Annotated in this window: 25 protein-coding genes; 11 read left to right on the top strand and 14 right to left on the bottom strand. The window is 66.0% G+C overall.

All coding sequences use genetic code 11. The annotated features are described in order from the left end of the window. Positions 1-480 precede the first annotated feature (480 nt). On the top strand, positions 481-906 hold the full coding sequence (locus ABZ552_RS11470) for a hypothetical protein (RefSeq protein WP_357436746.1): 426 nt from the start codon (positions 481-483) through the stop codon (positions 904-906). Positions 907-988: 82 nt separating this feature from the next. On the opposite strand, the gene ABZ552_RS11465 is transcribed toward ABZ552_RS11470, so the two are convergent. Then, positions 989-1471, bottom strand: coding sequence for a very short patch repair endonuclease (locus ABZ552_RS11465; protein WP_357436743.1), 483 nt, complete (start codon positions 1469-1471; stop codon positions 989-991). 74 nt (positions 1472-1545) lie between these two features. Next, positions 1546-2322, bottom strand: coding sequence for an NgoMIV family type II restriction endonuclease (locus tag ABZ552_RS11460; protein WP_357436741.1), 777 nt, complete (start codon positions 2320-2322; stop codon positions 1546-1548). Between the two features lie 385 nt (positions 2323-2707). Here ABZ552_RS11460 and dcm point away from each other — a divergent pair, with 385 nt between their 5' ends. Beyond that, on the top strand, positions 2708-4036 hold the full coding sequence (gene dcm, locus ABZ552_RS11455; protein WP_357436738.1) for a DNA (cytosine-5-)-methyltransferase: 1329 nt from the start codon (positions 2708-2710) through the stop codon (positions 4034-4036). A gap of 402 nt (positions 4037-4438) precedes the next feature. Here the strand turns inward: dcm and ABZ552_RS11450 are convergent, their stop codons facing one another. Beyond that, positions 4439-4741, bottom strand: coding sequence for a hypothetical protein (locus ABZ552_RS11450; RefSeq protein WP_357436735.1), 303 nt, complete (start codon positions 4739-4741; stop codon positions 4439-4441). Between the two features lie 303 nt (positions 4742-5044). Continuing rightward, positions 5045-5539, bottom strand: a complete 495-nt coding sequence (locus tag ABZ552_RS11445) for a DNA-directed RNA polymerase subunit beta (protein WP_357436733.1) — start codon at positions 5537-5539, stop codon at positions 5045-5047. Between the two features lie 204 nt (positions 5540-5743). On the opposite strand from ABZ552_RS11445, the gene ABZ552_RS11440 reads away from it, so the two are divergent. Together ABZ552_RS11440 and ABZ552_RS11435 are read left to right on the top strand one after the other, a co-directional pair. Beyond that, positions 5744-7063, top strand: coding sequence for a hypothetical protein (locus ABZ552_RS11440; RefSeq protein ID WP_357436730.1), 1320 nt, complete (start codon positions 5744-5746; stop codon positions 7061-7063). After that, a complete protein-coding gene (locus ABZ552_RS11435; protein WP_357436727.1) occupies positions 7060-7644 on the top strand; it encodes a GNAT family N-acetyltransferase in 585 nt (194 codons plus the stop codon). Before ABZ552_RS11440 ends, ABZ552_RS11435 begins: the two co-directional genes overlap by 4 nt. A gap of 317 nt (positions 7645-7961) precedes the next feature. Here ABZ552_RS11435 and ABZ552_RS11430 read toward each other — a convergent pair whose 3' ends face one another. Beyond that, on the bottom strand, positions 7962-8117 hold the full coding sequence (locus tag ABZ552_RS11430; RefSeq protein ID WP_357436725.1) for a hypothetical protein: 156 nt from the start codon (positions 8115-8117) through the stop codon (positions 7962-7964). Between the two features lie 4 nt (positions 8118-8121). Here ABZ552_RS11430 and ABZ552_RS11425 point away from each other — a divergent pair, with 4 nt between their 5' ends. Both ABZ552_RS11425 and ABZ552_RS11420 read left to right on the top strand, forming a co-directional pair. Then, positions 8122-8355: a hypothetical protein gene (locus ABZ552_RS11425; RefSeq protein WP_357436722.1), complete on the top strand. Its 234-nt coding sequence runs from the start codon at positions 8122-8124 to the stop codon at positions 8353-8355. A 162-nt stretch (positions 8356-8517) separates the two neighbouring features. Further along, the gene (locus tag ABZ552_RS11420; protein ID WP_281878398.1) at positions 8518-8805 is read left to right on the top strand and encodes a hypothetical protein; all 288 of its coding nucleotides are present in this window, start codon (positions 8518-8520) and stop codon (positions 8803-8805) included. Between the two features lie 12 nt (positions 8806-8817). Here the strand turns inward: ABZ552_RS11420 and ABZ552_RS11415 are convergent, their stop codons facing one another. Further along, positions 8818-9048 (bottom strand): DUF6400 family protein, encoded by a 231-nt coding sequence (locus ABZ552_RS11415; RefSeq protein ID WP_281917637.1) that lies wholly within the window; start codon positions 9046-9048, stop codon positions 8818-8820. Between the two features lie 223 nt (positions 9049-9271). Here ABZ552_RS11415 and ABZ552_RS11410 point away from each other — a divergent pair, with 223 nt between their 5' ends. Further along, positions 9272-9715 carry a hypothetical protein gene (locus ABZ552_RS11410; protein WP_281878396.1) on the top strand — a complete coding sequence of 148 codons (444 nt, stop codon included), beginning with the start codon at positions 9272-9274 and terminating at the stop codon, positions 9713-9715. A 171-nt stretch (positions 9716-9886) separates the two neighbouring features. On the opposite strand, the gene ABZ552_RS11405 is transcribed toward ABZ552_RS11410, so the two are convergent. The 3 genes from ABZ552_RS11405 to ABZ552_RS11395 are packed head-to-tail and all read right to left on the bottom strand — an operon-like array spanning position 9887 to position 13256. Then, a complete protein-coding gene (locus ABZ552_RS11405) occupies positions 9887-11305 on the bottom strand; it encodes a VWA domain-containing protein (RefSeq protein WP_281878395.1) in 1419 nt (472 codons plus the stop codon). A 1-nt stretch (position 11306) separates the two neighbouring features. Then, the gene (locus ABZ552_RS11400) at positions 11307-12191 is read right to left on the bottom strand and encodes a MoxR family ATPase (RefSeq protein ID WP_357436718.1); all 885 of its coding nucleotides are present in this window, start codon (positions 12189-12191) and stop codon (positions 11307-11309) included. Between the two features lie 21 nt (positions 12192-12212). Continuing rightward, the gene (locus ABZ552_RS11395; protein ID WP_281878393.1) at positions 12213-13256 is read right to left on the bottom strand and encodes a hotdog domain-containing protein; all 1044 of its coding nucleotides are present in this window, start codon (positions 13254-13256) and stop codon (positions 12213-12215) included. Positions 13257-13692: 436 nt separating this feature from the next. Here ABZ552_RS11395 and ABZ552_RS11390 point away from each other — a divergent pair, with 436 nt between their 5' ends. Further along, positions 13693-13947, top strand: a complete 255-nt coding sequence (locus ABZ552_RS11390; RefSeq protein WP_281878392.1) for a hypothetical protein — start codon at positions 13693-13695, stop codon at positions 13945-13947. Positions 13948-14017: 70 nt separating this feature from the next. On the opposite strand, the gene ilvC is transcribed toward ABZ552_RS11390, so the two are convergent. The 3 genes from ilvC to ABZ552_RS11375 all read right to left on the bottom strand — a co-directional run bounded on the left by ilvC (position 14018) and on the right by ABZ552_RS11375 (position 17654). Continuing rightward, on the bottom strand, positions 14018-15019 hold the full coding sequence (ilvC, locus tag ABZ552_RS11385; RefSeq protein ID WP_174372187.1) for a ketol-acid reductoisomerase: 1002 nt from the start codon (positions 15017-15019) through the stop codon (positions 14018-14020). 200 nt (positions 15020-15219) lie between these two features. Continuing rightward, complete coding sequence (gene ilvN, locus ABZ552_RS11380) at positions 15220-15723, bottom strand: acetolactate synthase small subunit (protein ID WP_039799659.1); 504 nt, start codon at positions 15721-15723, stop codon at positions 15220-15222. Then, positions 15720-17654 (bottom strand): acetolactate synthase large subunit, encoded by a 1935-nt coding sequence (locus ABZ552_RS11375; RefSeq protein ID WP_357436715.1) that lies wholly within the window; start codon positions 17652-17654, stop codon positions 15720-15722. The genes ilvN and ABZ552_RS11375 overlap by 4 nt, the downstream gene beginning before the upstream one ends. A gap of 426 nt (positions 17655-18080) precedes the next feature. On the opposite strand from ABZ552_RS11375, the gene ABZ552_RS11370 reads away from it, so the two are divergent. Both ABZ552_RS11370 and ilvD read left to right on the top strand, forming a co-directional pair. Beyond that, complete coding sequence (locus tag ABZ552_RS11370) at positions 18081-18587, top strand: PH domain-containing protein (protein WP_281917632.1); 507 nt, start codon at positions 18081-18083, stop codon at positions 18585-18587. A 443-nt stretch (positions 18588-19030) separates the two neighbouring features. After that, positions 19031-20872, top strand: a complete 1842-nt coding sequence (gene ilvD, locus ABZ552_RS11365; RefSeq protein ID WP_281878388.1) for a dihydroxy-acid dehydratase — start codon at positions 19031-19033, stop codon at positions 20870-20872. 62 nt (positions 20873-20934) lie between these two features. On the opposite strand, the gene ABZ552_RS11360 is transcribed toward ilvD, so the two are convergent. Both ABZ552_RS11360 and ABZ552_RS11355 read right to left on the bottom strand, forming a co-directional pair. Next, entirely contained in the window at positions 20935-21777 is an 843-nt protein-coding gene (locus tag ABZ552_RS11360; protein WP_281917631.1) for an NmrA family NAD(P)-binding protein, read from the bottom strand. A 90-nt stretch (positions 21778-21867) separates the two neighbouring features. After that, the gene (locus ABZ552_RS11355) at positions 21868-22746 is read right to left on the bottom strand and encodes a DoxX family protein (RefSeq protein ID WP_281917630.1); all 879 of its coding nucleotides are present in this window, start codon (positions 22744-22746) and stop codon (positions 21868-21870) included. Between the two features lie 117 nt (positions 22747-22863). Between ABZ552_RS11355 and ABZ552_RS11350 the strand changes: the two genes are divergently transcribed. Further along, on the top strand, positions 22864-23970 hold the full coding sequence (locus ABZ552_RS11350) for a PQQ-dependent sugar dehydrogenase (RefSeq protein WP_357436711.1): 1107 nt from the start codon (positions 22864-22866) through the stop codon (positions 23968-23970). Positions 23971-24156: the final 186 nt, after the last annotated feature.

The raw sequence follows: 24156 nt of genomic DNA, 5'->3' as shown, positions 1-24156 counted from the left end.
ACACGCGCAAACCTCCTGCGAGACAGGAAGATGGGATGGTTCCTGTGGACAACCCTCAAGGGGAGAACCAGCTTGGTGCAGCCCAGTACGTTCCCGAAGAGTCAAGAGTTCGGAGAACTTAGTCCCACCTTGTCCGACTCACAGAGAGAGTTCGCACTAGCCGTGCGCTGCCTGGTTGACCAAACCAGCCTTTCCTGCCGAGCAATCGAGAAGGCCATCGCAGCAAAGCTGCAGGAAGGAAGCAGTTCGGGGAGGTATCTGAGCAAGTCGGTGCTATCGAAGCTAGCCAACGGTGGGCACAAGCGCCCCCCTAGGGAAGCACCCCTTCGGGAGCTGCACACTTTGGCCCTTGACAGCTGCGGCACTGACGGAACGGTCATTCCCTGGGACGAGCTCAACAGCCTCCGCCTAGCAGTGTCGTGCCCCTCGGCCGAAGATGGGCCTCAACCCAGTGTCAATTGCCCGACGTGCGGTGCGGCCATGGCGCCCGAACAGGCCAGCGCAGCGACCAAGCCGGCTGAGCTTCTGACCGCCACAACCACGGACGTTGTGCCGGTCCCCTCACTCATGGGGGACCGGCACAACATCGGAACCATTGACGTGGCGTGGCCGCCAGCAATGGACTTGGCTGGATACATCTCGGCCGGCAATTTCGAGCGTGTCAACGGCCTCATCCGGTACGTCGGCACTGAAGCCACCCCGGCTGAGACAGCGGATGCCGTCATCTCCTGCCGGGAATTGGGCTTAGACGAAGCGACTGACACGATCATCAGCTACGCCGGAAGCCGATCGGAACTGGATGTGTTTCAGATTCTCCAATCGCTTAATCGACGCGACAAACGTACTGACGCCGATATTCTGCTGGAGCGAGCGCTCGCCAGCTTGATCCGCTCGAGATCATCCTGACAAGGCATTCCGATGTCGCAACCGGCCCACGCTGCGCTCGATGCCCTTGCGCAGGAGACACGGGACTCGACGGAAAAGCTACCTATCCGGGCTTGCCGGCTTCGCCACCTTCCAGGGCTCGGACCACAGCTTTTACCGAGACGTCGATACCCTCATGCTCCCACAGTCGCACAACTTTCCAGCCGGCGATACGCAGCGCAATGTCGGCGTCTCTATCACGTTCAATATTACGTTTAAGTTTTGGAGTCCAATACCACTCATTTGTTGCTGGTTGCCGTCCATGTTCCGGACACACATGCCAGAAACATCCATCGACGAAAACTGCTACCTTCCGAGCAGTGAAGACAATGTCCGGGCGAATCTTCACAGTTCCCAGATCCAGGCGGAAATCCTTACGGAACCGGTAACCCAACCGGTGCAGCGCGCTCCGCAGCCGTATCTCCGGCTTCGTGTCCGTGCGCCGGTTAGCTCGCATGTTCCGCGACCGCCCCTCGTTAAGCGGCGCGGGGTATCTACTCCCACTGCGCCGACTCCGAGATGACCTTCCCGCGTTAACCTCGGTCACTTCTCACCTAACTCACCTGGATGCGCACTAGAAGAACAGCCCTCCAGCGGTAAATTACCGATCTTAGCCGATGACTACCAGTCCACCAGCGACCGGGCCAAAATTTTGTAGTCCAGAAGCCTGCCCTGGCCCGTAACCTCATCCCAGGCAGCTTTCTGAACCGAACTCCCCTCCAGTCCAACTGCATATTTCAGTTCATCGAACGTAATGTGGTACGTCGCATCGACCTCACCAGTTCCTCTCGCAATCGATGCGAGCCGAGTAGGAAGCGGCTCAGCCGTGACTGTAACCAAATGAGGCAACCTCCCGCGGCGATGCCGGATCATGTTGCCGTTTTCGTGGCGGATATTTTGTACCCGATCGGATCGGATTGTCCACTTACAAGCCAACGCCGCGTGAAGCCATGGGTGCTCGGTCTGGGTGGGAGTTCCTTTAATGCCCACCAACACGTCTGGCTTGATCAAATAGTCTGTGCCGAGTGTGACTCGGAGGTTGGGATCTTGCTCGATTGCCCTGTCGATGCCCGCCAAGTGTTGATACTGGGCATATTCCACGATACTGCGACCGCGCTTCACCTCCCAATCGCGACGCGGGTCCAGCACGGGCAACTCGGTGGCCAAGTCAGTCCCAACCTGCACTTCCAGGAGCCCTCCGGGGTTGACCGGCGGCTCCTCGACGGGCCGACCGGTTAGGTTTGGGTTCGGCTCCCCCAAGTGATCGAGCACCAACGCCGCCAACCTCAGACTAGTCGGGTTGTCGACATCAGCCGAGTTCGGAACCCATTGCCAGCGAAGCGCGTTCTTTTTGCTGCGCTTCCACCCCAACAGTTCTGTCCTGAACGCCGCTCCCACGAACCGTAATGTACTCCGCCGGCCGAGGCGTGCCGCCGGTTGGTGCCACTCCTTGCCCTATGATCGCTCACATGTTCGGATGGCCTATCGAGGGCGCCGCCCCCAACGCCTACCGCGGTTGCGTAACTCCGGCACCCCCATCAGCGGAGGGACCATCAGCCGACGACGGTCGATGCGATGGCGATCTCCCGCTCCCGTTCGTCGCCCCGTCAACCTCGGGTAGCCCCATGCCGGGGGGCGACTATGCTCCGACCACGCAGCACGTTGCAGCCTCTTCTGCAATCCGCAGCAATGACTCCAGGTTCGGAATGGCCTATGCCGTAAGAACAGTCGGATGTGTGGACAACTTCGCGCACAACCGGCCACGACGTCGAGAGGTATTGGAGTGACCGAACTCAGTGTGATCGAAATTTGCGCCGGCGCCGGTGGGCAAGCGTTGGGTCTCGAGCTGGCCGGCTTCGAGCACGAACTTGCAGTAGAACTGGACCCGACCGCGGCTGCCACGATTGAGCTTAACCGACCTAGCTGGAAAATCGTACGGGGGGATGTCGCAGACATCCAGGTCTTCAATCCAAAGGCGTTCGCTCCAGAATCCCGGCCGACCGGCCGCCCGATCGACCTGTTCGCAGGTGGAGTTCCGTGCCCGCCTTTCTCCATCGCTGGAAAACAGCTCGGAGCGAATGACGAGCGAGACCTCTTCGCATGGGCCGTCGAGCAGGTTGCTATCTTGCAACCTCGAGCCTTATTACTCGAGAACGTACGCGGATTGAGCCTGCCGCGCTTCGCGGGATACCGTCAACATGTTCTGGACCGGCTACTTCATTTCGGCTACTCGGCCGAGTGGCGACTGATCCAGGCTTCCGACTACGGCGTCCCGCAACTTCGGCCCCGATTCGTACTCATCGCCATGAAGCCGGAAGAATTCGAGTACTTCCATTGGCCGGAGACTACGGAACAGGTCAAAACTGTGGGAGAAACTTTGCTACCACTGATGGAGGCGCGTCAGTGGCCGGGCGCAAAGGAATGGGCGGAGAAGGCGAATGATATTGCTCCGACGATTGTAGGCGGTTCTAAGAAGCATGGAGGCGCAGACCTCGGGCCCACACGCGCAAAACGCGCCTGGGCCGAACTAGGGGTCGACGCATACGGCGTGCACGACACCGCTCCGCCGTACGACAAACGTCCAATGACCGAATTCGGCCCAAAGCTAACCGTCGAGATGGTTGCTCGGCTGCAAGGCTGGTTGCTGATCCGGGACACAGAACATGCTGCGGAAATCGCCTCTACACGACCTGAGGGGCACGAATATGCGTGGTGGTTCACAGGCGGTAAGACAGCGCAGTACCGGCAGATCGGTAACGCGTTTCCACCACCCGTTGCAAGAGCGCTCGGATTGTCGATAGCGCGCGCACTTCGCCGCGAAGGCCAACCAATTAAGCGCGATATAGATACGTTCACCGACCCCATCTACCGAATTCTGCGAGACCAAAGCTCTTTCCTCACTGCGGAGCAGATTGCCAAAAAGTCCGGGCTGGAACTGGATGATCCGGAGATCGATCGACGGATAACTTTGCTCAGCAAAGACTTCGAGATCCTGAAAGAAGAGCGCAGTACAGGGCTGGCATATAAACTGGGCGAGTTCAGAGCCTTCACCGGCCAGAAGGACCACGCTCGCCACGAGTTCTACCGGAAGAACTTGTCACGCGTAAGCTGAGATGACAGTAATAGCGCATCAGAGCACGCCGTCTGGCTATACGACCTGACGGCGCACGGCCGGCCAGCGGATTGGAAGAAGGCGGGTGGTTCTTTTACCTGCCGGGTACCGGCGCGGCCATGTTCTCCGCGCCTACGCTTGCCAACACAGCAGGTCGACGGCCTGACAGCGCGGCAAAATGCACTTACCTACGTATGAGTGTGGCGCTTGCACCGATGCGTTCCGGTGGTTTGGATAGGCCTTGAGGTACACGAGCGGCGAAATCCCCCTCGAGCACGAGAAGGACAGCTCAGGATTGCCGCGCATGGCCTTGTCATCATGGCAAGCAAAGGTTTATAACGCGGCCGACGTTGGAGCCGGACGATTACGAACCCAGCCTTTCGACACCGACCGGGCAGTGCCTTAGGGCGGACTCTGATCGATGAGGAGTGCTGGAATCAGCAGATCCATCGCTGTTACCTCGTCAGCGACCACAAGACCTTCGATAATCGGGTCGAGGATCGGTGCCGCGTACAACCGCCCGGCCTCCGGGCCAGCGATACTGCGTGCACTGATAATCAACTCGTACAGCACCACGGCGAACAAGCGCAGACGAGCGGCGTCGTCGAGTCCGCGGCCGATCGCTGTCTTGGCGGCGTTGTCGAGCGTGGCCAGCACGTCCGTCAGCACGTCAATTTCCGCCTCAGCTTGGGCGTCATAGTTCATGCCCCGGAACGCCTGCCGTTCGAACTGAGCGCATCAGCCGGGCGTGGTTCAACGATTCGGCGTTGAACCGATGCGTGGTCGTCGACCACGCGAATGCCGGTCCATGGGCACCGACTGCGGGTCGCTCCTGTTCTGGCGACATGTGGCGCGATCCGGCCCGCGACCAGCGGCACAACGAGATCGACGCAGGCGGTGGATGGACAGCGCACCGCCAGGAGTTCGCCCGTCGCGTGATCGAACTTCGTCACGCCGCAATGCGTAGCGGTGATCCATGGTTCGCATTCCGAGCCGCACCCGTGCGCGTCATCGGGCATGGTGCACCAGTCCCCTCCGCTTGCTCGCATGCTGGACGACACTTTCCCGAATCGCATTGACCACGGTGCGCGCGGACGGCCGGAACGAGTTGCGCGGCGGTTGTACCCACGCACGGAACAGACCTGGTCGCTGGCCTGGGCCAGGCAGAGCGATGGTCCCTCCGCCACGGATGATGGATACCTGCAAGCGCGACATCTCCGCGAACAGCGCTATCCCGTCCGGAAGATCCGCACCTGCCAAAAATGTCCACCGCTTCGAACGCGGATGAGTCAGAATCGGGCCCGTCTCCGGGCCGTGGCACTCCAACCGCGCCTTCACCTCTGAACCTATGAATGCCGGCATCATCAATCCGCAGATCGCCCCGGTGCGGATCACAATGCGGCCCGTGTGCGGAGGATCTACCTCAGCGGGCAGGCCACACACATTTCGATAGAAGTGGCACACCGACAACGGCGTGTCCTTGATGTCGTTCGGCGAACTCATTCGGGTGTCCCTCCGCCTGGTTCAACGTGGTCGGCACCCGCCGCCGGGGAGTCGGTGAAAGTCCGATCTCAACCCGGCGGCGGGGCTGCTTTCAGCTTCGCCAGATCAGGCATTCGATCCCAGCCACAGGACTCACACAGAAGTAATACGCTTGCGCCAGCACGCATTTCAGGGGCAACAGGGGGTGAGCATGATCGTCAGCAAGTGGACAAGGTGGAGGTCAAGGCGCTTCGCTCGGCAGCCCTACGGCTGACGCAGGAACAGTTCGCCGAGAGGGTGGGCTTCACAACGGCGACGATTCGTAAATGGGAGCGCGCAACCCACGAGAAGCCGGTTCGGAATGAGTCAGCCGAAGCGTTGGACACCGAGCTTGCTCGACTCACCGACGAACAACGCGCTCGTTTCCGTGCCGAGATCAACTCCGTACACGAGGCTACGGTGCCGCTTGTTCACCCGCGCTTCGCCGGCATACCAAGCGCTAGCCTGGTCTCGGATGGTCACGATAGGGCGCCGGAAGTCGAGGACATTGTGAAGCGACGCGAATTCGGAATGCTACTAAGTGCCGCGTTCTTCGCGGCAGGTGATGGCCGGGCTCCGGCTCGGATCGGGATCGCCGACGCGCACAGGCTCGACGCGCTTGCGGCCGAGTTCGGACGCCGCGAGCAAGTCGTCGGTGGCGCTGCCCTTGTGAGCGACGCAGTTCAAGGACTCGAGGCAGCGAAACACCTCTTGGATACCTGCGCTTTCTCCGAGCAGGTGGGCCGCGCATTCACGAGCGCGGCCGGAGAACTCGCGACTATCGCGGGTTGGCTGGCGTATGACGCCGATATGTATCCTCTCGCCCGTCGTTGCTACGCCGGTGCGTTCGCGCTGGCAAGCCAAGCGGGCGATGACGAACTCACTGTGCATATCTGCCTCAACGCCGCACAGATGGCGCTGTCACGGCAGCGCACAGGCGAAGCGAATCCGCATCGCGCCCTCGCTCTCGCCGACCGCGCTCGGGCGCTCACACGCGGCCACGCACCGGGCCGAGTCCATGCCCTTATCGCGACACGCGAGGCGCAAGCGTACGGAATCCTCGGCGATCGCACGGCCTTCGGAAAGGCCATGGCTACCGCCTGGCGGGAGCTCGATTTCGCGCTCGACCATGAGTCGCGCGAGGACTGCCCACCATGGTTGCGGTTCCTCAATGCCACCGAGATCAGAAGCCATGAAGCCCGCGGCTTCGGCCACCTGGGTAATCATGCAAAGTCGGCAGACCTGTGCTCTGGTTTGGCCGTGGATAGAACCAGTGCCCGTAACTCTGCGAACTATCGCGCGGGTTCTGCGGCGGCGCTGGCCGATCTGGGCGACATCGGCGCTGCGGTGGAGCAGGGCATGTCGGTAATCGCCGACTTGGAGAACTCCGTGTCCTCCACTCGCACACTTCGTCTGCTCGAACCAGTACGGGTAGCGGCAGAAGGCCGGTCCGAAGAATTCTCGACTCGATTCGATGAGCTGGCGGGAAGGACGATCACCGTATGACCTCCGAGCATTCCGCGATGTCGGATCTCAACTTCCAGCACTACACCGCCCCAGAGGCCCGCGAACTCCGCGATGACGTCGAACGCATCTTCCGGGACTCCTACGTCGATGCGATCGAGTCCGGCGAGGAGTTCGAATCGCCGGAAGCGTTCATGCACCGGTTCGACGCCTACACCGATCCCGGCCGCGCCGGTGCGTTCGAGCTGGTGATCGCCCGTCTCGGCGGCGAGCTCTCCGGGCAGGCGTGGGGTTGGCCGCTCACCGCCAAGACCGCGTGGTGGGACGGGCTGCGACTGGACGAAGGTGACCACGTGGCGTTCACCGCTGAGAATGGTTCTCGGACATTTGCTTTCAGCGAGATCATGGTGCGCAAGCGGTTCACCGGCAGAGGAGTCGCCCGTGCCCTGCACGACGAATTGCTTGCGGATCGGACGGAGCAGCGGGCAACGCTGCTGGTGCGCCCGGACAATCGTCGGGCGTACGACAAATATCGCCGATGGGGGTGGTACCGCGTCGGTACTCTTCGACCGGGTTGGCCCGATGCCCCGCTGTTCGATGTTCTGATGCGTGCTCTTCAGTAGGTTCGCGTGGACCAGATCGGCGCGTACTTCGGCGTAGAGACTATCCCTCAGGGCTGATCAGGAAAATGTTCTGGCAATTGCCATTTCACCAAGGGTGGATCGTCCGTGCGCTGACGCGTTGCTAGCATCGGGCGGTTCGTGACAGGGGTTCCTACGAAGGGGGAATACGTGAGCGGATCGGACTGCGATCGTCGGCAGAAGCGGGTCATGGCGTCGCGCCGTGTCTCGTACACTTTGCCCGCACTGGTGGCTATGGCGCTTGTGTCGAGTGGCTGCGGGGCTGGTGGCACCGCTGCTCCCCGGCCGATCACCACGACCTATACCACCACCTCGAAGCCCCCGGCCCGCACGACTCCGCCGGTGACCACCACCCCACCGACGACGACCACTTCTCGGGTCACCTCGACCACGCCGACCACCGACACCGCGCAGCCGATCCACGTCGGGATCTGTGTCGACCAGATAACGAACACCCGGGTGATCGATGACCTATGCGACACCACCGACAGCCGCTACGCCACCTTCTGGTACCGGCACGCCGACACCCTGGTTTACCCGGCGGTCGGCGCCGCGGTGCTCCTGGCCGCCGGGACCTTCATGCGCCCGAGCGGAACGGCAGTCCACGACCGAGTCGTTCCGACCAGTGGCGGCACAATCCAGCGCGGTGTGCTCGGCCAGGGCCGCCCCGACACCGGCGGCGTCGGCTCGTAGTACGCACGCGCCGCAATTCCGTTCGGCTACGGGCGAGAAGGGCTCCGGGTCGAGCCGTGCGGAAACGCCTTGTAATAGTCGCGTCCGCGCCGGGTAATCACGTTGTCGACGCAATCTCTTCTGGGTATCGCCGTCACGACCCGGACATGCAGGAGCGCAGAAGTGGACATCGAGGACGCACGCCGCTACGCCGCAGCGATATGGCGGCGGGAAGATATGACGGCATCCGAGCGCCTGGCGGCCGTGAAAGCGGATGCCCATGCGCGCGGCAAGGAACCCTTCGATCTCGGGCGGCTGGAATCGCTGTGCGACACCAGCCATGAGGGCCGCATGGATCCGACGCACTGGCGCAAACGCAAGTTCGAGCTGATGTACTACAGCCATCCCGAGATGATGACGATCGAGGATCTCGCCGAACATGTCATGGCGACGCAGGGATGGATGTGGTGACCGGCGGAGATATCAGTCGGCGATCTGGCGCGTCGCCCGATCCGGCAGCACCCCGGCCAAGACGAGCTCCTCGTAGATCCGCTGCTGCTCGTCGTCGAGATTCGAGTACAGCATGTCGTAGGCCAATTCTTCCTCGGCGAGCACCGCGACCGGGTCCCAGTCGTCTCCGAGTGCCGCGACGACGGCGCCGCGCCGCCTTACCTCGTCCAGCGTGAGGTCGTAAGCGAAATTGTGGTCGGCCATTCAGGCATCTCCAACCAGGTTCTTTCCGAAATCGAAGTGACGACGATGCCCAACCGCATCCTTCCGAGCAATGATCTGCATCACATTCCGCCGTCGGACTTCATCACATTCGGCCGCACGACATCAGAGGCGGTAAGTGCGCCCAGAATTCGGCACCACAGCGGGCGCTAGGCGGGCAGTAGCCGCCCGATGGCCTTGGTCAATAGGTAAATCGAGGAGTGTCATGGGCAACGATCGAACGTGGGAAGACTTGGTCCCCGAAATCTGCGATGTCGCGATCCGCTACGGTGCCACCACGCACCTGTCGGAAGGGCAAGTCATCGTGTCGGCGACCACATCGCGGCCACACGATCATTCCGCCCGAAGCATCCTCATCACCCGTTTCGACGATGAAGCAGCGCGGATACGGACAGGATGGTGCATCGACGGCCTCGCCGACTATACGATCGGCAATCCCGGGCGGCTTTCGCACGTGGCAGCCATTATTGATGGAATTTGCTCGGGTGGCGCAGAGGAGCATGCCTTCCTCGGCGCTGACGGGCGCTGGGTCGGAGTTGCCTGGCAGATCCGAAGTCGACAGGGAGACGGGTTGGGCGGTGGCGATTTCGAAAGCCCGCATCCCAGAGCCGTACACCGTCTCGGTGCTTGGGATGATGATTCCGACTGACCTCTGAGAAGGAAGAAGCCGATTGCTGTCACGGTGTGCGAACCGTGGCAGCAATGGTTCCGTCGGCACCCGATTCGCTCGCCAGCTGCGTCTGCTGACGTCGGTGCGGGTAGGTGCATTGCTCGGCCGGAGACGCGCCGATGCAAATCGACGTCTTGTCAGCGAGCCGAGTCACGCTGGCAGTAGCCGCGCGATGACCTCGGTCAACTGTTGGACGTTGCGGCATTCGTGCATCGTCACCTGCTCCGCGTAGACGTGCGCCGCGGAGTCACCCGTCGACCACGACCGAGACGGCTCCGGATTCAGCCAGTAGGCGTGCTTCGCCCGGTCGACGATGGACTGCACCGCAGTGAGATTCGGATCCGTGCGGTTGGTCCGCCCGTCGCCGAGGATCAGAACCGAGGTGCGGGGGCCGAGGGCGTCGGCGTAGTTGTCGAGGAAGCCTTGAAAGGCCTCGCCATAGTTGGAGCTGCCGAAGCGCGCGACCTTGGTGGAGCGGATGATCCGGGCGGCGGTGCCGGGGGTCGGGGGTTCGCCGGGAGTGAAGAAGTGGGTGATCTCGTCGCAGGTGTCGACGAAACCGAAGCTGCGGACCTTGCTGAACTGGTCTTGCAGGGCCTGGATGAGCTGGAGGGTGAATTCGGCGAAGCCGGTGACCGAGCCGGAGATGTCGGCGAGAACGACCAGGTCGGGGCGGCCGTGTTTGCGAGCGCGCAGGACGGGGTCGATGGGGACGCCGCCGGTGGACATGGAGCGACGCAGGGTACGGCGTAGGTCGATCTGGCCGCGGACGGATTTGCGGCGGCGGACGGCGAGGCGGGTGGCGAGTTTGCGGGCCAGAGGGTGGACCAGGCGGCGCATTTCGGCGAGGTCCTGTTCGCGGGCGCCGAGGAAATCGATACGGTCGGTGCTGGTTTCGACGCCGCGGCGGGCGATGTATTCGGTGCCACGCAGTTGTGCCGAGCGCAGGCGGGCCTCGGTCTGGACGGCGGTGCGGAACGCGGCGAGGCGGCGGTTGGCTTCGATCGTGTGGACGGTGGTGTCGAGTTGGGAAGCGCCGTTCATGCCCGCGACGATGCGATCGATGAGCTCTTCCGGGCGTAGGGCTTTCATGGTCAGGTAGGAGGACCAGCCTGCGCCGGACGCGGTGGTGACCGGCGTGGACTGCCCGGCGCCCGCGCCGCCGTAACCGCCGAGTTCGGTGAGCGCCTGGCGGGCCAGTTCGGCGACCGAGTCCGAATCATCCTGTGCCAGTGCGGAGACGAGGCGATCGCGCAGGGCTTCGACGGACTCGGGTGTCGACTGATCGACCTGCTGCGGCTGCTGAGCGGTCAGGAAGTAGAGGTCGAAGAGCTGATCGAAGACGGCGCGCTGACCATTGCGCCGCAGCAGGCAGGCGGCCATGCCGGAGCGCAGCCGATCGCGATCGTCGATTCCGAGGGCAACCATCGCTTCGGCCGCATCGATGGTTTCGCTCGGCCCCGCGTTGATGCCGTGATCACGCAGGAGCCCGACGAACGCGACGAGCCGATCGGTCATCGATTCGGCGGCTCGCTGCCCTGCCTCGACCGCGCGAGGTGCGGACTTCACCTCACCGCCCTTCCTGCTGGGCATCCATGTCGAGCCCGAGCCGCTCGATCGCCAGGCGATGGTCCGACTGGTACTTCAAGAGCACCCCGAGCGTCGAGCGGACCACGCCTCCACTCAGGTTGCGCGCACCGAGGGCGACCAATGTCTTCGCCCAATCGACGGTTTCGGCGATCGACGGAGCCTTGCGCAACGAGAGTTGACGCAAGGCCCCGACCACCCGGACCACCGGCTCCCCCAGCGCCTCGTCCAATTCCGGGACCTTCATCCGCACGATCGCCCGTTCCAGTTCCGCCGTCGGGTAATCGATGTGCAGATACAGGCAGCGCCGCTTGAGCGCTTCGGACAGTTCGCGGTTGGCGTTGGAGGTCACGATGACGAACGGCTTGCGCACCGCGGTGACGGTGCCGAGTTCAGGGATGCTCACCTGGTAGTCGCCGAGCACCTCGAGCAGCAGCCCTTCCAGCTCCACGTCGGCCTTGTCGAGTTCGTCGATGAGCAGCACCGTGGAACGCGGGTTGCGGATGGCGGCCAGCAACGGGCGCGCGAGGAGGAACTCTTCGGTGAAGACGTGGTCGCGGGTGCTGTCCCAGCCCTCGTCGCCGGTGGCGGTGATACGGAGCAGCTGCTTGGCGTGGTTCCACTCGTAGAGGGCGCGGGCCTCATCGATGCCCTCGTAGCACTGCAGGCGCACCAGGTCGGACGTGGTCGCGGCGGCTACGGCCTTGGCGAGCTCGGTCTTGCCGACGCCCGCGGGGCCCTCGATCAGCAGCGGCTTGCCGAGGTGGCCGGCGAGGAACACGGCGGTGGCGATATCGAGGGACGGGAGGTACCCGGCCTCGGTGAGGCGCCCGGTCACCTCGTCCACCGACGCGAAGAACTTACTCATCGGTAACTAGTCTAGACGGCCTCAGCTCGGCGCCGGTATCCGGAAATGACTCGGCTCGGCATCCGAGGGCACGGCGCTCGCCATGGTGAACGGTTCGACCAGCGACCGCAGTTCGATCAGGTGCTTGGCGTGCGCGTCCAGCGCCCGATCCTCCTCCGAGACCGGCTGCCATTGCCGCACGGCGCGCGCCTTCATCTCGTCGTCCACCGCGACGACCACGGCGAGGCCGTGCGCCGCCAGCGCGGGTTCGTCGGAGTGCGCGTCGGTGGACGTCACGTGCACGCTCACATGCATGCTGCGCGGACCGGTGTGGATCAGCCGCGCGGTGACCTCCACGACGTGCCCGATCACGATCGGGCGGTAGAAACGGATGCCGCCGAAGTAGGAAGTGATGACCCGCTGCCCGGCCCAGTCCGCGCCGCACACGTACGCCGCTTCATCGATCCACCGCATCGTCCGGCCGCCATGGACCTTGCCACCCCAGTTGATGTCCGAAGGCGCCGCCAGGAACCGCAGAGTGGCGCTCGGCGCGGTGCCCGCGGACGTGTACCGCTGGGCGGCCATCGCCTCCTCGATGTGCTTGCGCACCGAGATCCGGGCGCGGGCCTGCCGGTGCCGCTGCGATTCCAGGAGCGTCGTCGGATTCCATTGCGGCACTTCGACGGTGCGGCGGTCGTCGTCCACCGCGACGAAGATCGTCAGGCACTGCGCCGACTGCACCGGCTTCACCCGGGTGGGATCGGTCGAATAGACCGTCACCAGGATGTGCATGCTGGTGCGCCCGGTGTGCACCAGGTCGGCATGCAATTCGACCAGCTCCCCGACCGAGATCGGCCGATCGAGGTGGATGTTCCCGACATAGGCCGTGACGCAGTAGCGGCCGCTCCACTGGGCCGCCGCCGCGTAGGCGACTTTGTCGATCCATTCCAGGAGTTTGCCGCCGTCGACCGAGCCCACGATGCCCGCGTCGGCGGGCTGGACGAGGAAGCGGTGGATCGCCTCGGCACGCCGACCGGCCGTAGCCGGTTCGGACACAGTCGGTTCGCTGTCGGTCGAGTTGGTCAAGGTCCACCATCCGTTCGGGCAGAGAATTTTCGGCTACCTGACCCCGTTGTCCGGGAGAACCTTAGGCCCCGGCATCGGTACGAGCGAGTAACGAGCCGACACCGACGCGGGACGGCTCCACCGGACGGCGCAGTTCGCGCTTTCGCGACCGATCAGCAACGCAGATAGGGGGTGCCCCTAATATCGCGGTTCGATTTGGTCCGCAGGGGAGAGAACACCCGTGACGTTTCGCGGCAAGTGCGCAAGAGTGAAGTCGTGCAGTCGCTGCCCCGTCGGTAAGCGCGACCGCGAAGCAGCGACCGTAGATCCGAGATCTGTCCGCGGGGGTAGGCCGTGGGCGGACCCGCAACGGGGGATGGTGGGCGAAGACGCTCACCGCAGAGTGAAAGGATTTACGTTGTTCTCCACAATCAGCGCACGCCGTACCGTGGCTCGTGTGGCCGTCGCCGGCGCCATCGCCGCAATCCCGTTGACAGCGCTGGCGATGCCCGCGTCCGCCACCCCGGGCACGCCCGGGGCCACCCCGGCGCGGTACGACCCGTATTACAACGACCGGTGCGACTTCGGCCCATTCCAGAACTGGAGTTGCAACAACAACCCGTTGTTCGGTTGGGGCTACAACCAGTACGGCGGCCCCTTCGGGCAGGGTTACGGACAAGGCTTCGGGCCGGGCATGTTCGGCAGCAGTTAAAGGTCCGCGAAGACGCGGTTGGCCCGCTCCGAATTCCGGAGCAGGCCAACCGTGCGAATCAGCCGAGAGATCAGGCGGTCTCGGTGATCGGGCGATCGACCCAGCTCATCAGGCCGCGCAGCTTGGCGCCGGTGACCTCGATCGGGTGCTCGGCGTTCTTCTTGCGCAGCGCCTCGAGCTCCTTGTTGCCGCCCTCGACGTTGGCGACCAGACGCTTGACGAAGCTGCCGTCCTGGATGTCCTTGAGGATGTCCTGCATCCGCTTCTTGGTGTCGGCGTCGATGACCCGCGGGCCCGACAGGTAGCCACCGAACTCGGCGGTGTCGGAGACCGAGTAGTTCATCCGCGCGATGCCGCCCTCGTACATCAGGTCGACGATCAGCTTCAGCTCGTGCAGCACCTCGAAGTAGGCCATCTCCGGCGCGTAACCCGCCTCGACCATGACCTCGAAACCGGTCTTGACCAGCTCTTCGGTGCCACCGCACAGCACGGCCTGCTCACCGAACAGGTCGGTCTCGGTCTCTTCCTTGAAGGTGGTCTTGATGACGCCGGCGCGGGTGCCGCCGATGCCCTTGGCGTAGGACAGCGCCAGCGCCTGGCCCTCGCCCTTCGGGTCCTGGTCGATCGCGATCAGCGCGGGAACGCCCTTGCCGTCGACGAACTGACGACGCACCAGGTGGCCGGGGCCCTTCGGGGCGACCATGCCGATGGTGACGTTGGCCGGGGGCTTGATCAGGCCGAAGTGGATGTTGAGGCCGTGGCCGAAGAACAGCGCGTCGCCGTCCTTCAGGTTCGGCTCGATGTCGTTGGTGAAGATCGACGCCTGCGCGGTGTCGGGCGCGAGCACCATGATGACGTCCGCCCACTCCGAGACCTCCGCCGGCGTGCCGACGGTCAGGCCCGCCTCCTCGGCCTTCGGGCGCGACTTCGACCCCTCGGCGAGACCGACGCGGACCTCGACGCCCGAGTCGCGCAGGCTCAGCGAGTGCGCGTGACCCTGGCTGCCGTAGCCGATGACAGCGACCTTGCGGCCCTGGATGATCGACAGGTCGGCATCGTCGTCGTAGAACATCTCGACTGCCACTGTGGTTCCTTCCGGGATCATCCCCGCGCGAGGCGGGGCACACCGTGCTTGCGCCGGTGTTGATTTTCGTTGTTCTGGATCGGATCACCCCCGCAGGAGCGGGTGGGGATCATTCCCGCGTCAGCGGGGAGGGCGGCACGCCAACCGTCGATCGCAGAAAGACTAGCGTGTGGCCGCCGCTCACTACCTCATCGAGTGGCGGTGATGGACTTCGGTCCACGCCCCACCGCGACGACACCGGACTGCACGATCTCCCGGATGCCGTACGGCTCGAGCATGCGCAGCAGCGCGTCGAGCTTGGAACGGGTGCCGGTCGCCTCGACGGTGAGCGCGTCCGGCGACACGTCGATCACCTTCGCGCGGAACAGCCCCACGGCCTCGATCACCTGGGTGCGCACACTGGCGTCGGCGCGCACCTTCACCAGGATCAGTTCGCGGGCCACCGAGCTGTCGGAGTCCTGCTCCACGATCTTGATGACGTTCACCAGCTTGTTGAGCTGCTTGGTGACCTGCTCCAGCGGCAGGTCTTCGACGGTGACGACGATGGTCATGCGCGAGATCTCGGGGAGCTCGGTGCCACCGACCGCCAGCGATTCGATGTTGAAGCCGCGGCGGGAGAACAGCGCCGCGACCCTGGCCAGCACGCCCGGTTTGTCCTCGACGAGAACGCTGAGGGTATGCGTGGTACTCATCCGTTGTTCACCCTGTTCTGTTCCTGCGACATCGCCGCGTGGATGACCGCCGGCTCGGCCGCCTGCTCGTCCTCGTCGAACAGCGGGCGGATGCCGCGAGCGGCCATGATCTCGTCGTTGCTGGTGCCCGCGGCGACCATCGGCCAGACCTGGGCGTCCTTGCCGACGATGAAGTCGATCACCACGGGGCGGTCGTTGATGGACTGCGCCTCGCGGATCGCGGCCTCCACGTCCTCCTCGCGCTCCACCCGGATGCCGTGGCAGCCGAGGGCTTCGGCGAGCTTCACGAAGTCGGGGATGCGCAGGCTGTGCGTGCCCAGGTCGGTGTTGGAGTAACGCTCCTGGTAGAACAGCGTCTGCCACTGGCGCACCATGCCGAGGTTGCCGTTGTTGATCAGCGCGACCTTGATCGGCACGCCCTCGACCGCGCAGGTGGCCAGCTCCTGGTTGGTCATCTGGAAGCAGCCGTCACCGTCGACCGCCCACACCTCTTTGTCCGGCGCGCCCATCTTGGCGCCCATGGCCGCCGGGACGGCGTAGCCCATGGTGCCGAGACCACCGGAGTTCAGCCAGGTGCGCGGCTTCTCGTACTTGATGAACTGGGCGGCCCACATCTGGTGCTGGCCGACGCCCGCGCAGTAGATCGCGTCGGGACCGGCCAGGCGGCCCAGCGCCTCGATGACGTACTCCGGCGACAGCGAACCGTCCGCGGGCGGGGTCCAGCCCAGCGGGTAGGCGTCGCGCACGCCGTCGAGGTAGGTCCACCAGTCGGTCAGCGGCAGCGGCAGCGAATTGCCCGCGGCCGGATCCGCCTTCAGCGTCTCGATGAGTTCGACGATCACCTCGCGGCAGTCGCCCACGATCGGGACGTCGGCGTGCCGGTTCTTGCCGATCTCGGCCGGGTCGATGTCGGCGTGGATGACCTTGGCGCCGGGCGCGAAGGAGTCCAGCTGGCCGGTGACGCGGTCGTCGAACCGCGCGCCGAGGGTGATCAGCAGGTCCGAGCGCTGCAACGCGGCCACGGCGCCCACGGTGCCGTGCATGCCGGGCATGCCCATGTTGAGGCGGTGGCTGTCGGGGAACGCGCCGCGCGCCATCAGCGTGGTGACCACGGGGATACCGGTCAGCTCGGCCAGTTGCAGCAGTTCGGCCGAAGCGTCGGCCTTGATCACGCCGCCGCCGACGTAGAGCACGGGGGCCTTGGCCTCCATGATCATCCGCGCGGCCTCGCGCACCTGCTTGCCGTGCGGCTTGGTGACCGGGCGGTAGCCGGGCAGCCGCATCTCCGGCGGCCAGCTGAAGGTGGTCTGCGCCTGCAGCACGTCCTTGGGGATGTCGACGAGCACCGCGCCGGGGCGTCCGGACGCGGCGAGGTAGAACGCCTCCGCGATGATGCGCGGGATGTCGACGCCCTCGGTGATCAGGAAGTTGTGCTTGGTGATCGGCATGGTGATGCCGGAGATGTCGGCTTCCTGGAACGCGTCGGTGCCGATCAGGCCGCGGCCGACCTGGCCGGTGATGGCCACGATCGGGACCGAGTCCATCTGCGCGTCGGCGATCGGGGTGACCAGATTGGTCGCGCCGGGGCCGGATGTGGCCATACACACACCGACCTTGCCGGTGGCCTGGGCGTACCCCGTGGCCGCGTGACCCGCGCCCTGCTCGTGCCGGACGAGGACGTGGCGCACCTTGGTGGAATCGAAGAGCGGGTCGTAGACGGGAAGGATCGCGCCACCCGGAATGCCGAATACGGTGTCGACGCCGAGCTCCTCGAGCGATCGGACGACCGACTGCGCGCCGGTGACCCGCTCGGGCGGGACCGGGCGGCGGTTGGCCGCGGAGGTCGCGTTGGCAGCGGGCGTGGCCTGCTGGTTCGCCGAAGGCGCTGGCCTACGGGCCGAAGGCCCGGGCCGTGCGGTAGGTGCGCTCACCGTCTTCGTTCCTTACTGGTTGTGGTTCCGACCCCGGATGTTGTGCCAGCGGTGTCTTGCGCTTCGCCATGTCGGACAGTAGTCCGAACATAAAAAAGCCCCCGACAGCACAGGGCTGATCGAGGGTGGCGCGTCGCAACGCGAGCTGACGTATTCGACTCAGTGTGTCAGGCTCAACGCTGGACGCGCCGGCCGATTACGAGCAACTCGTTTCGATTCACGCGCACGACGTTAAGCGGGTGTGAACCGAAGAGTCAAACAGATGACCCCGTGTGTCCCATTATGTGGGACAGTGCGGTTGCTTGTGTCCGTTCATCAGGATGCGAGGATGGTGGTGTGTCATCACCGCATCAGTCCGTGCCACCGTCTGAATCGTCCCACACGCCCGCGACGACAACGGATACGGGTAGCGCCTCCGAAGCCCGTGTGATCCGCATCCCACGGCTGGCTTTCCTGGGCGTGTTCATCCTGCTGATGTGCGTATTCTTCCCGTTCGTCGGCTGGCCCGCCGGACTGTGGTGGCTGCTGCTCATCCCGGTCGTGGTGCTGGCGTGGGTACTGCGGACGCAGACCGCCGTCTCCGACGCGGGACTGGACCTGCGGACGCTGTTCGGTTCGCGCCACCTCGACTGGGCGCAGGTGAAGGGTGTGCGGATCCCCAAGCGCGGATACGTGCGCGCCGACCTGACCGACGGCACCGAGGTGAAGTTGCCCGCGGTGAGCTACGACCGGTTGCGCGATCTGGCGGCGTTCTCCGGCGGACGGATTCCGGACCCGTTCGCGGAGCCGCGTGAACCTGCGACGGAAGAGTCCACCACGGAGACGAGCGACCAGGACACGGATCCCAGCGGCGACGGCGCCCCTCGGACCGATGGGGTCGCGAAGTCCGGCGAGGACGCGACGAAGACGCGCGACGGCGACAACCCGGCGTAAGCGCCGACAATGCCGGCGGCCGACGGGTCGCACAGTCCAGCGTCGACGAAGGCACGTGATCATGGCCACAGCACGGCATCGAGCGCCGATGGCAACCGCGAACCGGCACAATCTGCGTTCACTCACGCCCTGACGCCTCGCGTCGCGTGGTCCGGCGCGCCGAGGCGGAACATTCACCGCTATTGGGAGGTTGCCCGAGTCATGGGATGATTCCCCCGGAGCCGTGACCCTCCTCGTCCCACCCCGACGCTCCGGCACCTCCGGCGTCACCCCGTCATCGCCCGCGACATCCCGCACCGGCGACACACCCGACCCGGCTGACCGCGCGATCGGACGCCACACCACCCGGCCGGTGGACACGCCCACCGGGAGTAACGTGGTGGACCGCCGAGCAGGCTCTGCGCCGTCGCACGTCAGCCCCCCGCGACCCGAGGACCATCCACATGCCACCGCTTCGTTCACGAACCACGACCATCGGCCGCAATGCCGCGGGCGCGCGCGCACTCTGGCGCGCCACCGGCATGACCGACACCGACTTCGGCAAGCCGATCGTCGCCATCGCGAACTCCTACACCCAGTTCGTGCCCGGCCACGTGCATCTGAAGAACGTCGGCGACATCGTGGCCGACGCGGTGCGCGCCGCCGGTGGCGTGCCGCGCGAATTCCACACCATCGCCGTCGACGACGGCATCGCCATGGGCCACGGCGGCATGCTCTACTCGCTGCCCTCGCGCGAGATCATCGCCGACTCCGTCGAATACATGGTGAACGCGCACACCGCCGACGCGCTGGTGTGCATCTCCAACTGCGACAAGATCACCCCGGGCATGCTCAATGCCGCCATGCGGCTGAACATTCCGACGGTGTTCGTCTCCGGCGGGCCGATGGAGGCGGGCAAGGCCGTCGTCGTCGGCGGCGTCGCGCAGGCGCCCACCGACCTCATCACCGCGATCTCCGCGAGCGCGAATCAGGCGGTGTCCGAGGAAGGTCTGTCCGAGGTCGAGCGGTCGGCGTGCCCGACCTGTGGCTCGTGCTCGGGCATGTTCACGGCGAACTCGATGAACTGCCTCACCGAAGCGCTCGGACTCGCACTGCCCGGCAACGGCTCCACCCTCGCCACGCACGCCGCGCGCCGGGCGCTGTTCGAGCGGGCGGGCACCGTCGTGGTGGACATCGCCAACCGCTGGTACCGCGAGGACGACGCGTCCGTGCTGCCGCGCAATGTCGCCGACGCCAAGGCCTTCCGCAACGCGATGGCCCTGGACGTCGCGATGGGCGGGTCGACCAACACCGTGCTGCACACGCTGGCCGCCGCGCAGGAGGGCGAGGTCGACTTCGATCTGCACACCATCGAGGAGATCAGCCGCCGGGTGCCCACCCTGTCGAAGGTGTCGCCGAACTCCGACTACCACATGGAGGACGTGCACCGCGCCGGCGGCATCCCCGCCATCCTCGGCGAACTGCGCCGCGCCGGGCTGCTGGAGACCGACGTCACCACCGTGCACACCGCGTCCTTCGACGAGTGGCTCGACACCTGGGACATCCGCTCCGGCAAGGCTTCCCAGGAAGCGATCGAACTCTTCCACGCCGCGCCGGGCGGGGTGCGCACCACCGAGCCGTTCTCCACCGACAACCGCTGGTCGTCGCTGGACACCGATGCCGCGGGCGGCTGCATCCGCGATCTGGAGCACGCCTACACCAGGGAAGGCGGCCTGGTCGTGCTGCGCGGCAACATCGCGCCCGACGGCGCGGTGCTCAAGACCGCGGGCATCGACGAGGCGCTGTTCTCCTTCCAGGGCCCCGCCGTGGTGGTGGAGTCGCAGGAGGAGGCCGTGTCGGTCATCCTCGGCAAGAAGATCAAGCCCGGCGACGTGATCGTGGTCCGCTACGAGGGTCCCGCGGGCGGTCCCGGCATGCAGGAGATGCTGCACCCGACCGCCTTCCTGAAGGGCTCGGGCCTCGGCAAGGAGTGCGCGCTGATCACCGACGGCCGGTTCTCCGGCGGCACCTCCGGTCTGTCGATCGGGCACATCTCGCCCGAGGCGGCCAGCGGTGGTGTCATCGGGTTGGTCGAGAACGGTGACCAGATCCGCATCGACGTGGCCACCCGCACGCTCGAGGTCCTCGTCGACGACGCCGTCCTCGCCGAGCGCCGCGCCAAGATGGAAGCGTCGGAGCGGCCCTGGCAGCCGGTGAACCGCGATCGTCCGGTGACGACCGCGCTGCGCGCCTACGCCGCCATGGCCACGTCGGCCGACAAGGGCGCCGTCCGCCACGTGCCGTAGCTCGCCGGATCCGCCGCCCATCGGCTCCGATGGGCGGCGGAAAGCGGCGTTCCCCGACTCGGTCAGCCGATTGTGGCGTGGTCGGCGATCGGCGAATCCCGGAAGAGTTCCGCGTGCTCGGCCACCCACTGGTCGAACGTTCGCGCTGGTCTGCCCGTCACCTGTGCGACGGTGTCGACGACGGTCGTGGACGCGGCGTCGGGTGTGGCATACCAGCCGACGACGTACTCGGCGTCCGCCCGGGACACACCCGTGGCAACCAGCCGCTCGACGGCCTGGTCGTGCGTGATCCGGACGAAAGCGATGTCGCGGCGAATGGCCCGGGACAGGATGGCGATCCGTTCTCGCGGTGTCAGCGGCGCGGGCCCGGTGAGGTTGTAAGCACGGCCGGAATGGCCGTCTTCGAGCAGCGCGACAGCTGCCACCGCCCCGATGTCGGCTTCGTGTACCAGCGCGCTGGGGAAGTCGTACGGCTCGCGCACCACCGCCTCGCCGCGAATCGATTCGATCCAGCCCAGCGTGTTCGACATGAACTCTTGCGGTTCCAGTCGAGTCCATTCCACACCCGAGTCCCGCACAGCCTCCTCGACCGGCCCGACCGCGCCACCCCACACCACCGTGAAGCGGCGCACGCCCGCCTCGACCGCGCGCCGGACCAGCTCCGGCCCGGCTTCGGCAAGGCCGGCGGTCACGGTGACGTGCAACCGGTCGACGCCCTCCAAGGCGGCAGCCAACCGCTGCGGTTCCGTATGCGTGCCGGCCACGAGTTCCACCTCGGCCGGGAACTTCCCCGCGGCGGCGACCGGATTCCGGGTCAACGCACGAACGCGCTCACCGCGGCGGACCAATTCGGCGACCACGTGCCGACCGGTGTTGCCGGTGGCACCCGTAACAAGTGTTGTCACAGTCGAATTCCTTTCGTCCCGAGGGACGCTAGAAGTTCAACTGCGCTCGAGGTCAAGGAGACGGCGAAGCCGCGCCCGTCCGGGAGGAACCTAGTCGAAGGGCCCGACGCCGGTGAGTGGGTTGCCGCCGTGCAGGTACCAGTAGGCGCCTACGGCGGCCGCTACGGCGAGGAGAAGGACCACGAACGAGCCGGCCGCCGGGCGGGTGGCCCAACCGCGATTGCGGTCGAAGGACAAGCGACCCGGACCGGTCAGGATGATGACGGCGGCGACGCCGGCCAGGATGCTTTCCAGTTCCACCGCTCCCGGCCCGGCCTTGTACTGGAAGCCGGGGGCCATGCCCTGTTTCCAGGCCCAGGCGTCGAGGATCACCGCGAGCACCGCGCCCGCGGCCAACGGGGTGGCCAGCCCGAGGATCAGCAGCGCGCCGCCGCCGACCTCGCCGGCGGTCACCAGGATGGCGGACACCGACGGGTGATCCCAGCCGCCGCGCTCCATCATGTCGCGGGTGCCGTCCAGGCCGGGGCCGTGGAACCAGCCGGTGAGCTTCTGCAAGCCGTGGTAGAGGAAGGTGGCGCCGACTACCAGGCGCAGCAGCAGCAAACCGAGATCGAGCGTGCCGCGGCGGTAGTCGCCGTTGCGGCGGCGCAGGCGCGCGCTGTCGCTCGGCGGGGTGGGAGCGGGCGGGATGCTGGCGTAATCGTAGGTGGACGCGGACTTGTCCCCCGCGACCTTGCTGTGGGCGGTGGTCGGCACGTCCGGATCGAGCCCGAGCTCGTCGTCGGTGCGTGGGACGTCCTTGGACAACTGCGGCCGCTGGGCTGGATCCACCCGCTCGAATTGCTCGGTCGGCGAGTCGTACGGGCTGGTCACGCCCCGACCGGTGGTCGAAACCGCCGACTGCTCGGCCGTGGAGGGAGCGGGGTTCCCGGCCTTGGGATCCGGCGTGTCTTTCGGCTTGTCGGTCACGGCAACTACCCTATGCCGCACCCCGTCACGGCGGGCAAGTACGGCGCGGCGTGTTCGGTGCGCGCAACACCCACCCGGAGGGGGCGCGGGCGACGTTATTTCCGTAACGTCTGGACTATGAGTTTGGTTGTCGTGGGCCGCGTCGCGGCGAGCTTGGCGCTCGGCTCCGTCCTGCTGGTCGGGTGCGCCCGGTTCGACGATTCGGCGTCCAGCCCGTTCACCCCGGAGCCGACCCTGCGCGGAGCCAACATCGACCCGAAGAAACCGAGTCAGCCACCCACCTCGACCACCCGGCCGAGCGGCCCCTGCATCGATCCCGACCCGGCGGTGGTGGCCACCTGCCTGGACACCACCGGCGGCCTGGTCACGCTCGCCGACGGCGCGCTGGTCGCCGAGCGCCGGACCGGCCGCATCCTGAAGGTCGCCCCGGAGCAGCCGCCGGTCGAGATCGCCCGGCTGGACGTGGACGGTTCCGGCGACGGCGGTCTCAGCGACATCGCGCTCTCGCCGACCTACCGCGAAGACGGGTTGATGTACGCCTACATCACCACCGGCAGCGACAACCGCGTGGTCCGCATCGCCGAAGGCGGCTCCCCCAAGGACGTCCTCACCGGGATCCCCAAGGGCACGACCGGCAATCACGGCGCGATCGAGTTCGCCGCACCGGACCAGATGCTGGTGCTGACCGGCGACGCGGGCAACCCCGGCGCGGCGGCCTCGGCGGGCTCGCTCGCGGGCAAACTGCTGCGGGTGAACTCACCGGTGCCCGGCCGCACGCCCGCGCCGGAAATCGCCGTCTCCGGCATCGGCACCGCGGGGGACGTGTGCCAGGACGGCAAGGACAGCATCTGGATCACCGACCGCACACCCGCCGAGGACCGGTTGCAGCGGCTCGGCGGCGACGGCGTGGTCACCACCGTGTGGACCTGGCCGGACCGGCCCGGCGTCGCAGGCTGCGCCGCCGCGACCGACGGCGTCGCGATCTCGCTGACCCGCGCGAAGGCCGTCGCCATCGCCTCCGCCGACCCGAACACGCACGCCGTCACCGCGGCCCCGTCCCTGGTGGCGCAGGACAGGTACGGACAGCTCGGCGGCGCGGCGGTCGGCGCCGACGGCACCATCTGGGTGACCACGGTGAACAAGACCGACGGCCAGCCGGGACCGTTCGACGACCGCGTCGTCCGCATCCCGCCCCCGCAGGCCGGTGGCGGCGGCCCGGACTGAGTTCGCTGTGTTCTCGGCCGCGCGGGCGCGGCGTGTTCGCGGCCCTCTTGTGGTTCGCGTCCGAGTGGCCGCCGCTGGCGACTGCGTCGCGGACGTGGCGGCCACTCGGACCCGAACCGGGCCGCGAACGGAACATGCTCGGTCTCGCTTCGCTCGAAACCGGCGGTAGAGCCGGTGAGGCGCGTG

Origin of the sequence: Nocardia sp. NPDC019219, from assembly GCF_040632645.1 — a bacterium.
GTDB lineage: Bacteria > Actinomycetota > Actinomycetes > Mycobacteriales > Mycobacteriaceae > Nocardia > Nocardia sputorum.
Note: the sequence above shows the minus strand (reverse complement) of the source record. Positions and strands in the feature narration are given on the sequence as shown.